Source organism: Pseudomonas sp. TH37 (assembly GCF_016650735.1).
In the GTDB taxonomy this organism is placed as follows: Bacteria; Pseudomonadota; Gammaproteobacteria; order Pseudomonadales; family Pseudomonadaceae; genus Aquipseudomonas; species Aquipseudomonas farris.
Genome location: NZ_JAEKFD010000005.1, coordinates 429,227 through 442,803, shown reverse-complemented (window position 1 = coordinate 442,803; position 13,577 = coordinate 429,227). Strand labels below are relative to the sequence as shown.

General features: G+C 59.2%; 15 protein-coding genes and 1 other RNA gene. 7 read left to right on the top strand and 9 right to left on the bottom strand.

The features are described 5' to 3' along the window. Positions 1-10: 10 nt before the first annotated feature. Genes ubiH through JFU11_RS16445 form a run of 3 tightly spaced genes read right to left on the bottom strand, consistent with a single transcriptional unit; the run spans position 11 to position 3,111 of the window. On the bottom strand, positions 11-1,198 hold the full coding sequence (ubiH, locus tag JFU11_RS16455; protein WP_201061332.1) for a 2-octaprenyl-6-methoxyphenyl hydroxylase: 1,188 nt from the start codon (positions 1,196-1,198) through the stop codon (positions 11-13). Further along, a complete protein-coding gene (gene pepP, locus JFU11_RS16450) occupies positions 1,195-2,529 on the bottom strand; it encodes a Xaa-Pro aminopeptidase (protein ID WP_201061330.1) in 1,335 nt (444 codons plus the stop codon). The genes ubiH and pepP overlap by 4 nt, the downstream gene beginning before the upstream one ends. 27 nt (positions 2,530-2,556) lie before the next feature. Further along, the gene (locus tag JFU11_RS16445; RefSeq protein ID WP_008012538.1) at positions 2,557-3,111 is read right to left on the bottom strand and encodes a YecA family protein; all 555 of its coding nucleotides are present in this window, start codon (positions 3,109-3,111) and stop codon (positions 2,557-2,559) included. Between the two features lie 218 nt (positions 3,112-3,329). Between JFU11_RS16445 and JFU11_RS16440 the strand changes: the two genes are divergently transcribed. The 4 genes from JFU11_RS16440 to JFU11_RS16425 all read left to right on the top strand — a co-directional run bounded on the left by JFU11_RS16440 (position 3,330) and on the right by JFU11_RS16425 (position 4,753). Continuing rightward, positions 3,330-3,539: a TIGR02449 family protein gene (locus tag JFU11_RS16440; protein ID WP_007899405.1), complete on the top strand. Its 210-nt coding sequence runs from the start codon at positions 3,330-3,332 to the stop codon at positions 3,537-3,539. Next, complete coding sequence (locus JFU11_RS16435; RefSeq protein ID WP_007942435.1) at positions 3,536-3,853, top strand: cell division protein ZapA; 318 nt, start codon at positions 3,536-3,538, stop codon at positions 3,851-3,853. Before JFU11_RS16440 ends, JFU11_RS16435 begins: the two co-directional genes overlap by 4 nt. 30 nt (positions 3,854-3,883) lie before the next feature. Beyond that, a non-coding RNA gene (gene ssrS / locus JFU11_RS16430) (6S RNA) lies at positions 3,884-4,062 on the top strand. 85 nt (positions 4,063-4,147) lie between these two features. After that, the gene (locus tag JFU11_RS16425) at positions 4,148-4,753 is read left to right on the top strand and encodes a 5-formyltetrahydrofolate cyclo-ligase (RefSeq protein WP_201087424.1); all 606 of its coding nucleotides are present in this window, start codon (positions 4,148-4,150) and stop codon (positions 4,751-4,753) included. A 35-nt stretch (positions 4,754-4,788) separates the two neighbouring features. Here JFU11_RS16425 and JFU11_RS16420 read toward each other — a convergent pair whose 3' ends face one another. Continuing rightward, positions 4,789-4,938 (bottom strand): hypothetical protein, encoded by a 150-nt coding sequence (locus JFU11_RS16420; protein WP_018927582.1) that lies wholly within the window; start codon positions 4,936-4,938, stop codon positions 4,789-4,791. Positions 4,939-5,138: 200 nt separating this feature from the next. Between JFU11_RS16420 and JFU11_RS16415 the strand changes: the two genes are divergently transcribed. Next, a complete protein-coding gene (locus JFU11_RS16415) occupies positions 5,139-5,591 on the top strand; it encodes an EVE domain-containing protein (RefSeq protein ID WP_123720282.1) in 453 nt (150 codons plus the stop codon). A gap of 141 nt (positions 5,592-5,732) precedes the next feature. Here the strand turns inward: JFU11_RS16415 and JFU11_RS16410 are convergent, their stop codons facing one another. Then, positions 5,733-6,140 carry a flagellar basal body-associated protein FliL gene (locus JFU11_RS16410; protein ID WP_201061328.1) on the bottom strand — a complete coding sequence of 136 codons (408 nt, stop codon included), beginning with the start codon at positions 6,138-6,140 and terminating at the stop codon, positions 5,733-5,735. A 150-nt stretch (positions 6,141-6,290) separates the two neighbouring features. Here JFU11_RS16410 and JFU11_RS16405 point away from each other — a divergent pair, with 150 nt between their 5' ends. Further along, positions 6,291-7,268: an NADPH:quinone oxidoreductase family protein gene (locus JFU11_RS16405; protein ID WP_007899393.1), complete on the top strand. Its 978-nt coding sequence runs from the start codon at positions 6,291-6,293 to the stop codon at positions 7,266-7,268. 219 nt (positions 7,269-7,487) lie between these two features. Next, positions 7,488-8,837 (top strand): glycerol-3-phosphate transporter, encoded by a 1,350-nt coding sequence (gene glpT, locus JFU11_RS16400; RefSeq protein ID WP_052964553.1) that lies wholly within the window; start codon positions 7,488-7,490, stop codon positions 8,835-8,837. On the opposite strand, the gene JFU11_RS16395 is transcribed toward glpT, so the two are convergent. The 4 genes from JFU11_RS16395 to rho form a co-directional block, all read right to left on the bottom strand. Then, complete coding sequence (locus JFU11_RS16395) at positions 8,813-9,481, bottom strand: gamma-glutamylcyclotransferase (RefSeq protein ID WP_038980835.1); 669 nt, start codon at positions 9,479-9,481, stop codon at positions 8,813-8,815. The genes glpT and JFU11_RS16395 overlap by 25 nt on opposite strands. A 209-nt stretch (positions 9,482-9,690) precedes the next feature. After that, positions 9,691-10,659: a CDP-6-deoxy-delta-3,4-glucoseen reductase gene (locus JFU11_RS16390; RefSeq protein ID WP_201061324.1), complete on the bottom strand. Its 969-nt coding sequence runs from the start codon at positions 10,657-10,659 to the stop codon at positions 9,691-9,693. Beyond that, the gene (ubiD, locus tag JFU11_RS16385; protein ID WP_007899385.1) at positions 10,659-12,125 is read right to left on the bottom strand and encodes a 4-hydroxy-3-polyprenylbenzoate decarboxylase; all 1,467 of its coding nucleotides are present in this window, start codon (positions 12,123-12,125) and stop codon (positions 10,659-10,661) included. The genes JFU11_RS16390 and ubiD overlap by 1 nt, the downstream gene beginning before the upstream one ends. Positions 12,126-12,258: 133 nt before the next feature. Continuing rightward, complete coding sequence (gene rho, locus JFU11_RS16380) at positions 12,259-13,518, bottom strand: transcription termination factor Rho (RefSeq protein ID WP_007899384.1); 1,260 nt, start codon at positions 13,516-13,518, stop codon at positions 12,259-12,261. Positions 13,519-13,577 lie beyond the last annotated feature (59 nt).

Sequence of the window (13,577 nt, the reverse complement as noted above, 5' to 3'; positions counted from 1 at the left end):
CGGTTTTCGCTTAATCATCGGGACGCGTACCCAACCCCATGGCCTGCCGGGCGAACCAGCGCTTGGCCGGCGGCAACAGATCGAGGCCGAGCAGCCCGATGTTGCGGCCCAGGGAAACCAGTGGCTGGGTGCTGCCGAACAAGCGGGTGACCTGATCGGAAAAACCCACGGTCAGGCTCTGGTCCAGACGCTGACGCTCGCGATAGGCCTGCAAGGTGGCGAAATCGCCGGGCGATGTCTCGCTGCCCAACAAACTGTCGGCCAGCGCCTGGGCGTCACGCAACGACAGGTTGAACCCTTGCCCGGCAATCGGATGCAGGCTATGAGCAGCGTTGCCGAGAATCGCCAGATGCGGGCGGACTTGTTCCTCGGCTTCGATCAGCGACAGCGGATACAAATGCCGTGCGCCGACCTGTTTCAGCGTGCCGAGGCGATAGCCGAAGATGCCCTGCAACTCGCCGAGAAAGCTGCGGTCATCAAGGGCTGCCAGCCGCTGCGCGTCCATACCCAAACGGGTCCAGACCAAGGCGCAGCGATTATCCGGCAAGGGCAGCAAAGCCATCGGACCATCGTCGGTGAAACGCTCGAAGGCCATACCGTTGTGCGCTTCACTTGGGGTAATGTTGGCGATCAGCGCGCTCTGGTTGTACGGACGTTTCTTGATGCCGATCCCCAGTTGCTCACGCAAACCGGAACGGCCGCCATCGGCGAGCACCGCAAGGTCGCATTCCAGGATGGTTTCATCGTTGAGCGTCAGGCGATAGCCGTCGGTCAGCGGTTCCATACGGGTGACTTCCGCCGGGCAACGCCAACTGATCACGTCCTTGTCCAGCCCTTGCCAGAGGCATTGGCCAAGCCAGGCGTTTTCCACCACATAACCCAGCGCCGGAACGCCCTCTTCCATCGCCGACAGTCGCGCGGTGGAAAAACGCCCACGGTCGGAGACATGAATCTGCTTGATCGGCTCGGCGCGGCGGGAGATTTCCTGCCACACGCCCAACCGTTGATAAATCTGCCGGGCACCGAAGGACAGCGCCGAAGAACGGGCGTCATAACTCGGTTGATACGTGTCGCCGGGGGCAAACGGTTCGATCAGCACGATCTTCCAGCCACGGGCCTTGGCCCCGGCCTGCAACGCCAACGCCAGACTGGCGCCGACCAGGCCACCACCGATGATTGCCAGATTGACTCGACTCATGCCGCTTGTGTCCGTGCAGCGGCCATCAAGGCCTCGATTTCGGCGACCGTTTTCGGCACGCCGTTAGTCAGGATTTCACAACCGGTCTTGGTGACCACCACGTCGTCCTCGATGCGTACGCCAATGCCGCGCCATTTCTTCGCTACGTTCTGGTTGTCCGGAGCAATGTAAATGCCCGGCTCGACCGTCAGCGCCATGCCGACTTCCAGCACGCGCCATTCGCCGCCGACCTTGTATTCGCCGACGTCGTGCACATCCATGCCCAGCCAGTGGCCGGCGCGGTGCATGTAAAACGCTTTGTAGGCTTCGCTGGCGATCAACTCGTCGACGTCGCCCTGCAACAGGCCCAACTTCACCAGACCGGCGGTAATTACCCGGACCGTGGCTTCGTGCGCCTGATTCCAGTGCTTGTTCGGCGCAATTTCGGCAAACGCTGCTTCCTGGGAAGCCAGCACCAACTCGTAAATCGCCTTCTGCTCCGGTGAATACTTGCCGTTGACCGGCCAGGTGCGGGTGATGTCGCTGGCGTAGCAGTCGATCTCGCAACCGGCGTCGATCAGCACCAGATCGCCGTCCTTGAGCACCGCGTCATTCTGCTGGTAATGCAGGATGCAGCTGTTGCGCCCGGCGGCGACGATCGACCCATAAGCCGGCATCTTCGCCCCGCCCTTGCGGAATTCGTAATCGAGCTCGGCTTCAAGGCTGAACTCATGCAAACCGGCACGGCTGGCTTGCATCGCACGAATATGTGCCTGGGCGGAAATCCGTGCGGCTTCGCGCATCACCTTCACTTCTGCCGCCGATTTATACAGGCGCATGTCGTGAAGCAGATGATCCAGGGCAACAAATTCATTCGGCGGCTGGGCGCCGAGGTGCGCTTTAGAGCGGATCACGTTGATCCAGTCCATCAGGTGCCGATCGAATTCCGGGTTGCTGCCCATGGCCGAGTACACCCGGTCACGGCCTTCGATCAGGCCCGGCAGGATGTCGTCGATGTCGGTGATCGGGAATGCGTCGTCGGCGCCGAAGTCGCGGATCGCGCCTTCCTGGCCGGCGCGCAGGCCGTCCCACAATTCCCGTTCGGCATTACGTTCCCGGCAAAACAGCACGTATTCGCCGTGCTCACGGCCGGGCATCAAGACGATGACGGCTTGAGGCTCGGGGAAACCGCTGATGTACTGGAAGTCGCTGTCCTGACGGTAGACGTGCTCGACATCGCGGTTGCGGATGGCCACCGCGGCGGCGGGCAGGATGGCGATGCTGTTGGGTTCCATCTGCGCCATCAGCGCCTTGCGGCGACGGCTGTATTCCGATTTCGGGATATGAATCATGGGCAGATGGCTTTCCCTGGCACGCGATTAATGCAACGACGGTTTGGCAGCCGCTTCGTCGGTTTTCTTGGTTTCGGTGAACAGCAGCAACGGAGCGACGCGCAGGTACTCCATCACTTCCATGTAGTCGCTTTCGCCGTCGTCGGACTCTTCCAGCGCGTCCTGTACCTGGGCAATAGCGGCCAGATCCTGCAGCACTTCAGTGGCTTCAGTGCTCAAGGCATATTCGCGACGGGTCAGACCGAAGCCGGTAAGGAAGCCCTGGCACCACTGGCCCAGTGCAGCCGCGCGCTCGGTGAGCGGCGCGTCGTCGGTCGGCAGCAGCAGAACAACGGTCATGTCGTCGCTGGTAAGCTCGCCCTTGACCATCTCTTGCAGGCCGATCAAGGCGTTGCGAACGTTGTCTTGTGGCTCGCCTTCGAGCAGTTCGGCGGCGTCGGCCAACCAGCTGTCGGCTTCGAAGCCGGCACCGGCGCAACTGCGACCGAGCAACAGGCCGTGCAGTTCGGCAGGCGAGACGGGATGGCCGCTGGTGCTCAGCAGGGTGGCAAAGGCTTGGTACGGAGAATTCTGAATGGGCATGGGCAGCTAGGCGCCAGACGGCGCTATGTCTAGAATGAAGGCCTTGTATCCTACATCGACAGACTCGCCAAGACTATTAAAGGCTGTCCGCCAGCCAGGGTCTGTACGAAACTCGCCGAGCGCCGATCAGGCGAGCCTGTTTTTAACGCAGCATGATCGACGCGCAGGCAGTTTCGTACAGGGCCTGCCATCCATCAGACACAAACTCAGTGGACACAATGGAAGACACCGACCTGCAAGCGCTGATGGCCAGACTCGAACTGCTAATTACTCGAGTCGAGCAACTAAAGAGTCAGAATGGACTCCTATTAGCTCAGGAAAAGAGCTGGCGCGAGGAACGCGCGCACCTCATTGAAAAAAATGAAATCGCCCGGCGTAAGGTCGAATCGATGATTTCGCGCCTCAAGGCCCTGGAGCAAGACTCATGAGTTCAAGCAATAGCGTTACCGTGCAGATCCTCGACAAAGAATATTCGATCATCTGCCCCCAGGAAGAGCGCAGCAACCTGGTGAGCGCTGCCCGTTATCTGGACGGCAAGATGCGCGAAATCCGCAGCAGCGGCAAAGTCATCGGCGCCGACCGCATCGCCGTGATGGCCGCGCTGAACATCACGCACGATCTTCTGCATAAGGAAGAACGCCCGGATGTACAGGCCAGCGGCTCGACCCGTGAGCAGGTTCGCGACCTGCTGGACCGCGTCGATCTGGTACTGGCAACCGATCCGGATGTCACCAAGGGCTGATTCGCGTGACCGCTTGGGGTATACTCGCATCACTCCCTGGGGTGCTTGCCAGTTGACGACGTCCCTGAGCCGATTCGCACTACCCTGGAGGTTGCACGTTGGGCTGGTGTGCATGTCCGCTAGACGGAAAGCCTTAAAGCCTACTGCATCTTCCACCTTGAACTTTCGGGTTCAAGGGCTAAGTCGACAGCGGTTCATCCGGGGAGCCTGATTCCAGTCCGATGCCGGTTTAAATACCGGCATCGGCTTTTTTACGGGTACGCTTTAGTACTCGCACTTGCGAAGCCTGAATCCATGACCGAACCTGCGCTGCTGCCCCGCCCGCAACTTCGACGCATGCTGCGCAAGGCCCGTCGCGCACTGACACCCAGTCAGCAGCGCGAGGCCGCTCGCGGGCTGTATAAACAATTGGCCCAGCACCCGCTGTTCCGCCGCGCAAAACACATCTCTCTGTACCTGCCCAACGACGGTGAAATCGATCCGCGCCTGCTGATGCGTGCCGCGCAACGTCGGGGCAAGGCAATTTATCTGCCGGTACTCAGTGCATGGCCGCGAACCAAAATGGTGTTCCAGCGGATTCGTCCCGGCGAAAAGCTCAAACCTAACCGTTTTCGCATCCCCGAACCTCGGCACAACATCGCCCGCCAACGCAAAGTCTGGGCGCTGGACCTGGTGTTGTTGCCGCTGGTGGGGTTTGACGATGTCGGCGGACGCCTGGGAATGGGCGGTGGCTTCTACGATCGAAGCCTGGCGTACCTGGCGCGCCGCAAAAACTGGCGCAAGCCGACGCTGCTGGGCCTGGCCCATGAATGTCAGAAGGTTCAACGATTGGCTCAGGCGAGCTGGGATGTACCGCTGCAGGGAACGGTCACGGACAAGGCGTGGTATTTCGCGGACTAGACGCCACTGAAATCAGCGGCGCCCAAAAGACGGGTTCAGCGCTTGAAGGCCGACGGCTGTTGCTGTGCGATCTCGACAGGAGCATCGGGTTTGTTGTTCCACAGGCTTTGGGCATAGCCGGTGGTCACGACACCAAGGCCGAATAAAATTACCAAAATCCATAGTAAATCCGGTTTGCGTTTCATCGATTGCCCCCCAAAGGCACATCAACACGATGACAGCAGCGGTTTCCGTTGTAGGTGTAGGCCGTGCAGCAGCGTCAAGCTTAGAAGGCCGGCATTTTGCGACAACGTGAACCGACACGCAAACGCTGGCGTCAACCGACTGTCGGTTTGTCATAAAATTGCCCGACCACTTGCCCACTCACCTCGCAAGGAGCAAAACCATGGCCTATTGGCTGATGAAATCCGAGCCCGACGAACTCTCGATCAAAGACCTGGAGAAGCTTGGCCGAGCGCGCTGGGACGGGGTTCGCAACTACCAGGCGCGTAACTTCCTGCGGGCCATGGCGGTGGGTGACGAGTTTTTCTTCTATCACTCCAGCTGCCCGGAGCCGGGAATTGCCGGGATCGGCAAGATTGTCGAAGCCGCGTACCCGGACCCGACGGCGCTGGAGCCTGAGAGTCATTACTTCGACCCGAAGGCCACTGCCGAGAAAAACGCCTGGAGCGCGATTGATGTTGCGCATACCGAAACGTTTCCCAAGGTGCTGAAGCTCGATTATCTGAAGCAGCAAACGGCGCTGGCCGAGATGCCACTGGTGCAGAAGGGTTCGCGGCTGTCGGTGATGCCAGTGACGGCCGAGCAGTGGGCGGCGGTGATTGCACTCAAGCCGTAAAATCTCCAGCGCTATTTCGAATGTCATCGCGGGCAAGCCCGCTCCCACAGGGATCTGGGGTGGATGCAAAGGCTGCATTCACTGGAGATCATCGTGGGAGCGGGCTTGCCCGCGATGAGGCCTGCCCGGACAGCAAAAGACTTATTGAATGATCAGGTTGTTGAACAACAAATCCTCAACCACCGGCTTGCCGGTCTCGTCGTTCATCACCTGCTGGGTCTGCTTCAAGGCTTCCTGACGCAGCTTTTCCTTGGCTTCGACGTTATTCATGGTTTCAGTGGTCTGCTGCGCAAACAACGCCACCAGCTGATTGCGGATCAATGGCTCATTGGCCTTCACCGCTTTGGTCGCTTCTTCACCGGTCACCCGCAACGCCACATCGGCCTTGTAGACCTTGAGCTTCGGCGTGCCGTCCAGCCCATAGTTGCCCACGAATGGCGGGCTCAGGGTGATGTAGTTGACCTTCGGGGCCTCACCTTCTTTGGCTTCTTCGGCCATCGCTGCCACAGGCAGAGACAGGGCCAGAAACAACATGATCCACGCTTTCACAATTCGCTCCTTATCCGGTTTGCGGCCAAGCATAACGACCCGCCGCTCAAGCACAAGCTTATGGCTGACTATCAGGGTCGGGCATGCTCGTTGACCCAATGACTCACACACCTACACTTATCGGCCATCACTCCCAAAGGAATAGCCCTGATGAAAGCCGTGCTGTGCAAAGCCTTCGGCCCTGCCGAATCGCTGGTGCTGGAAGACGTCGCCAGTCCTGTCGCGAAGAAGAATGAAATCCTGCTGGACGTGCATGCGGCTGGGGTGAATTTCCCGGACACGTTGATCATCGAGGGTAAATACCAGTTCAAACCACCCTTCCCGTTTTCACCGGGTGGCGAAGCGGCCGGGGTGGTCAGCGCGGTGGGCGAGAAGGTCAGTCACCTCAAGGTCGGTGACCGGGTCATGGCCCTGACTGGCTGGGGCAGCTTTGCCGAGCAGGTCGCGGTGCCGGGCTACAACGTGTTGCCGATCCCGCCATCGATGGACTTCAACACCGCCGCCGCATTCAGCATGACCTACGGCACTTCGATGCACGCTCTCAAGCAACGGGGCAACCTGCAACCCGGCGAAACCTTGCTGGTGCTCGGCGCTTCCGGTGGCGTCGGCCTCGCCGCGGTGGAAATCGGCAAAGCCATGGGCGCCCGGGTGATCGCCGCCGCCAGCAGCGCGGAAAAACTCGCCGTGGCCAAGGCCGCCGGTGCCGATGAGTTGATCAACTACAGCGAAACCAGCCTCAAGGACGAGATCAAACGCCTGACCGACGGCCAGGGCGCCGACGTGATCTACGATCCGGTGGGCGGCGACCTGTTCGACCAGGCCATCCGCGCCATCGCCTGGAACGGCCGCCTTTTGGTAGTCGGCTTCGCCAGCGGACGAATCCCTGAGCTGCCCGTGAACCTGGCACTGCTCAAAGGCGCAGCGGTGGTCGGCGTGTTCTGGGGCTCCTTCGCCCAGCGCCAACCACAGGACAACGCGGCGAACTTCCAGCAACTGTTTGGCTGGTTTGCCGAAGGCAAGTTGAAGCCGCTGGTGTCCCAGGTTTATCCCCTGAGCAATGCGGCGCAGGCCATCAATGATCTTGGCCAGCGCAAGGCGGTCGGGAAAGTGGTGGTTCAGGTTCGCTGATCGTTTACTCACCTACTTGATCTAAACCGGGTCCTAGCCCTGCGACCCGGTTCCGCCATCCTCATACCGTCCTGCATTTATATATGAGCGACATGTTCATAAAAGAACATGCGATCTCCAACATTTCCCCTGTTTGGCCGATGCGAACCGGTGCTATTTTCGGTAACGAAACTGTAACATTCGCATCCGCAGTCAAAACAAGAAATCTGGAGCTCTTGAATGTTTGCTTTCTTTCGTCCTGCCGCACATCAGGCTCCATTGCCTGAAGAAAAAATAGACGACACCTACAAACGACTTCGCTGGCAGATCTTCGCCGGGATTTTCATTGGGTATGCGGGTTACTACTTGCTGCGCAAGAACTTCACCCTGGCATTCCCGGATCTGATCGCCCAAGGCTATACAAAAGGCCAACTCGGGGTGGCGATGTCGGCGATTGCGATCGCCTACGGTCTTTCCAAGTTTTTGATGGGCATCGTGTCCGACCGCTCCAACCCTCGTTACTTCCTGCCCTTTGGCCTGATAGTGTCCGCCGGGGTGATGTTCGTTTTCGGTTTCGCACCCTGGGCGACGTCCAGCGTGACCATGATGTTCATCCTGTTGTTCATCAACGGCTGGGCGCAAGGCATGGGTTGGCCACCGAGCGGGCGCACCATGGTGCACTGGTGGTCGCAAAAAGAACGCGGCGGTGTGGTTTCGGTATGGAACACCGCGCATAACGTCGGCGGCGGCTTGATTGGCCCGCTGGCGATACTCGGCATGGGCTGGTTCAACGATTGGCACAGCAAGTTCTATGTGCCGGCAGCAGTGGCGTTGCTGGTCGCTGTATTTGCCTTCATTGTCATGCGCGATACCCCGCAATCGACGGGCTTGCCGCCCATCGAGAAGTACAAGAACGATTACCCGGAAGGCTACGACGCCAGCCACGAAGAAGAATTCAGCGCCAAGGACATCTTCGTCAAATACGTGCTGCGCAACAAAATGCTTTGGTTCATCGCGCTGGCTAACGTCTTCGTCTATTTGTTGCGCTACGGCATTCTGGATTGGGCGCCGACCTACCTTAAAGAGGTCAAGCACTTCGACTTCGACAAGACGTCCTGGGCTTACTTCCTGTACGAGTGGGCAGGCATTCCCGGCACGCTGCTGTGCGGCTGGATGTCGGACAAGATCTTCCGGGGCAACCGTGGCCTGACGGGCATGGTGTTCATGGCACTGGTGACCGTTGCAACGATCGTGTACTGGCTGAATCCACCGGGCAACCCGATGGTCGACATGATCTCGCTGTTCGCGATCGGCTTCCTGATCTATGGCCCGGTGATGCTGGTGGGCCTGCAAGCGCTGGAGCTGGTGCCCAAGAAAGCGGCGGGTACGGCTGCGGGCTTTACCGGTCTGTTTGGTTATCTGGGTGGTTCAGTCGCGGCCAGTGCCCTGATGGGCTACACGGTGGACTATTTCGGCTGGGATGGCGGCTTCATCCTGCTGGTCGTTGCCTGCCTGCTGGCGATGGCGTTCCTGGCACCCACCCTGGGCCACAAGAACGTCGCCAGTCAGAGCCGCGAAGCGATCGCCTGATCGGCCTTTGATTTGCAGCGCTTGAGCCGCGCCTCCAGATTCCGGTCTGGCATGGCGTGGCTACGCAGGGCGTGCGCAGTCTGCTCGACATACTCGCGAGTGGTGCCATAACGTCCGCAAGCGCTTTCGAACACCTGGCTCAGCACATGATCCGGCAAGTTGCCGGCATAGCTGGGCAGGTGCCGTTCCAATACAAATCCCAATGCCTGAACCTGGCTTCCGTCTTCGAGACGGCAGTTGAGCCAATGTGGGCGATAGGACGGGAATGGCATTTCACGCTGCCAGAGTGCATAAAGCGAAGCTTCGAGTTGTTCTTCGGGCAAGCGATAGGCAAACCCGCTGCATGAGCCGCCGCGATCCAGGCCAAACACCAGCCCGGGCACTTCCGGTGTACCGCGATGTTCGTGGGACCATAGGTATAAACCGCGATGGTAGCCATGCACGCGACCGCGCACTCTCTCAACCGCCGCACATTCAGGACGCCAGATCAGCGAACCATAAGCGAACAACCAGACCGGCCCACCCTTGTGGCGTGCCATGGTCGCCTGCATTGAGCCGAGTAATTGTTCGTGCGTGAGCTGCGGCCCCAGATCGAGCCGCGGAGGGTAAGCCAGATTCAAAAAAGCAGATTCAATGGCGCTCATGGCGAATAGCGTTCAGCTCCCCGCGGGTAAAGAATTACTTAATAGAACGCACCGCTGTAACAATAAGGCACATATGTCTTAAGGCAATTTAAGTGCCATGGTGGCGCTCTAAGACTTATTGCCTGAATGAGATATAACCTACCGGCATTTATATAAATCTATAAATACCGATAGGCTATATGGGGAGTTATAACGATTTAAATCGCTGATCAAGATCGGGGCGCGTAAGCGAAAACATCCGCGCGCATTTGATGGGCATCCATCCCTGCTTCGACCAGCGCATCCAGCGTGCCATAGACCATCGCCGGAGAGCCGCTGGCGTAGACGTGCAGGGCTTTCAGATCAGGGAAATCTTCACACACCGCCTCATGCAACATGCCGCAGCGCCCTCCCCAGCCGCATTGATCGCTGACGACTTTATGCAGGAACAGATTGGGCAATTTCAACCATTCGTCCCAGTGCTCAATGTCATAAAAGTCTTCGGGACGACGCACACCCCAATACAGATGCACTGGGTGCTTGAAGCCCGTGGCCCGGCAATGTTCGATCAGGCTGTGAATCTGGCCCATGCCCGTACCGGCAGCAATCAGTACCAGTGGACCGTCCGGCAATTCCGCCAGATGAGTGTCGCCGAAAGGTATCTCGATGCGCACCATCGAGTTGCGCTGAAGCTGTTCGATCAGGCTCAGCGCACTGCTTTCGCGCGCCAGCACGTGAATTTCCAGATCGCGGCCGGAATGCGGTGCAGAGGCCAGGGAGAAGGCGGACTTCTCGCCGCTCTCACGCTCGATCATCAGGTACTGACCGGCGTGATAGCGCGGCGGCTTGCCCGCAGGCGCACGCAGACGCACGCGCCAGGTATCGCCACCGACGTCTCTACATTCAATGACCTGACACGACACGCTGCGCACCGGCAATTCTCCCAGCGCGAGCACGCCATCCCACAGCACGATGCAGTCTTCCAGCGGCTCTGCAATGCAAGTGTAGAACTCGCCATGGTCACGCACATCGCCGGCTTGTTCGACCCGCCCTTCCACCAGCAACGCGCCGCACACATGGCAATTGCCGTTGCGACAGCTCTGCGGGCATTCATAGCCCAGGCGCCGCGCGCCATCGAGAATCCGCTCGCCGGGCAGAATCTCTAGCACTGCTCCGGAGGGCTGCAAGGTTACACGCATCAATCTATTCCTAACTGATTCCAGATGGCATCGATCCGTTGGGTAACGGCTTCATCCTTGACGATGACCCGGCCCCACTCGCGAGTGGTTTCGCCCGGCCATTTATGCGTGGCATCGAGTCCCATCTTCGAACCCAGGCCGGAGACCGGCGAGGCGAAGTCCAGGTAGTCGATCGGCGTGTTGTCGATCATCACCGTGTCACGCTTGGGGTCCATGCGCGTGGTGATGGCCCAGATCACGTCGTTCCAGTCCCGTGCGTTGATATCGTCGTCGGTGACGATAACGAACTTGGTGTACATGAACTGTCGCAAAAACGACCAGACACCGAGCATTACCCGCTTGGCATGGCCGGGATACGACTTCTTCATGGTCACGATGGCCATGCGGTACGAACAGCCTTCGGGCGGCAGGTAGAAGTCGGTGATCTCCGGAAACTGCTTTTGCAGGATCGGCACGAACACTTCGTTCAGCGCCACGCCGAGAATCGCCGGCTCATCCGGTGGACGGCCCGTGTAGGTGCTGTGGTAGATCGGCTTGATCCGGTGGGTGATGCGCTCGACTGTGAACACCGGGAAGCTGTCGACTTCGTTGTAGTAGCCGGTGTGGTCGCCGTATGGACCTTCATCGGCCATTTCGCCCGGATGGATCACGCCTTCGAGGATGATCTCGGCGGTGGCCGGCACTTGCAGGTCATTGCCGCGGCACTTCACCAGCTCGGTGCGGTTACCGCGCAACAGACCGGCGAAAGCGTATTCGGAGAGGCTGTCCGGCACCGGCGTCACGGCGCCAAGAATGGTTGCCGGGTCAGCGCCCAAGGCCACAGATACCGGGAACGGCTGGCCAGGGTGTTTCTCGCACCACTCACGGTAGTCCAGCGCGCCGCCACGATGGCTCAGCCAGCGCATGATCACCTTGTTGCGGCCGATCACTTGCTGACGGTAGATGCCGAGGTTCTGGCGATCCTTGTTCGGACCTTTGGTGACGGTCAGGCCCCAGGTGATCAGCGGGCCGACGTCGCCCGGCCAGCAGGTCTGTACCGGCAACATCGCCAGATCGACATCGTCGCCTTCGATAACCACTTCCTGGCACACCGCGTCTTTGACGACTTTCGGCGCCATGGCAATGATCTTGCGGAAGATCGGCAGCTTGGACCAGGCGTCCTTCAGGCCCTTCGGCGGCTCGGGCTCCTTGAGGAACGCCAACAGCTTGCCGATTTCGCGCAACTCGCTGACCGCTTCTGCGCCCATGCCCAGCGCCACGCGCTCGGGGGTGCCGAACAGGTTGCCGAGTACTGGAATGTCATAACCGGTAGGGTTTTCGAAAAGCAGCGCCGGGCCCTTGGCGCGCAACGTGCGATCGCAGACCTCGGTCATTTCGAGCACTGGGGACACTGGAACCTGGATGCGCTTGAGTTCGCCGCGCTTTTCCAGGCCGCTGATAAAGTCGCGCAAGTCGCGATACTGCATGCGTGAGCCTCGTGTTGGCCGTGGCGTTCGGGGCAGGCAGTTTAGCGCCGAACCCCTCTATTCAGAACCACGAACATCAAAAATCAGATAGCAAAAAGCCGGGTTTCCCCGGCTTTTGCTGACTTTCTGCGATTTACTTACGTTTCATCGACAGGAAGAACTCGTCGTTGGTCTTGGTCTGTTTCAGCTTGTCGACCAGGAACTCGATGGCAGAGACTTCGTCCATCGGGTGCAGCAGCTTGCGCAGGATCCACATACGCTGCAGTTCGTCGTCGGCTGTCAGCAACTCTTCGCGGCGAGTACCGGAGCGGTTGATGTTGATGGCCGGGAACACACGTTTTTCAGCGATCTTGCGATCCAGAGGCAGTTCCATGTTGCCGGTGCCTTTGAATTCCTCGTAGATCACTTCGTCCATCTTCGAGCCGGTTTCAACCAGCGCGGTAGCGATGATGGTCAGCGAGCCGCCTTCTTCGATGTTCCGTGCAGCGCCGAAGAAACGTTTCGGTTTCTCCAGGGCGTGGGCATCGACACCACCGGTCAGTACCTTGCCGGAGCTCGGGATCACGGTGTTGTAAGCACGCGCCAGACGGGTGATGGAGTCGAGCAGGATCACCACGTCCTTTTTGTGTTCGACCAGGCGCTTGGCCTTCTCGATCACCATTTCGGCAACCTGCACGTGGCGGGTTGGCGGTTCGTCGAACGTCGAGGCAACCACTTCGCCGCGAACGGTGCGCTGCATTTCGGTCACTTCTTCCGGACGTTCGTCGATCAGCAATACGATCAGATGAACTTCAGGATTGTTACGTGCGATGTTCGCCGCGATGTTCTGCAGCATGATCGTTTTACCGGCTTTCGGCGGTGCAACGATCAGGCCGCGCTGGCCTTTACCGATCGGGGCGCACAGGTCGATGACACGACCAGTCAAGTCTTCGGTGGAACCGTTGCCGGCCTCCATCTTCATGCGCACGGTCGGGAACAGCGGGGTCAGGTTCTCGAAGAGAATCTTGTTTTTCGCGTTCTCGGGACGATCGTAGTTGATCGTGTCGACCTTGAGCAGCGCGAAATACCGCTCGCCTTCCTTTGGAGGGCGGATCTTGCCAACGATGGTGTCACCGGTGCGCAAGTTGAAGCGGCGGATCTGGCTCGGCGAGACGTAGATATCGTCTGGGCCGGCGAGATAGGAAGCGTCAGCGGAGCGCAGGAAGCCGAAGCCGTCCTGGAGAATCTCCAGCACGCCATCACCGGAGATTTCCTCGCCGCTTTTAGCGTGCTTTTTGAGCAGGGAGAAAATCACGTCCTGCTTGCGCGAACGGGCCATATTTTCTATGCCCATCTGTTCGGCCAATTCGAGCAGTTCGGTAATCGGCTTTTGCTTGAGTTCAGTCAGATTCATATAGGAATGACGTAATCATTTATGGAGGGGGGAAATTAAGCTTTTGGCTTAATGAGGCC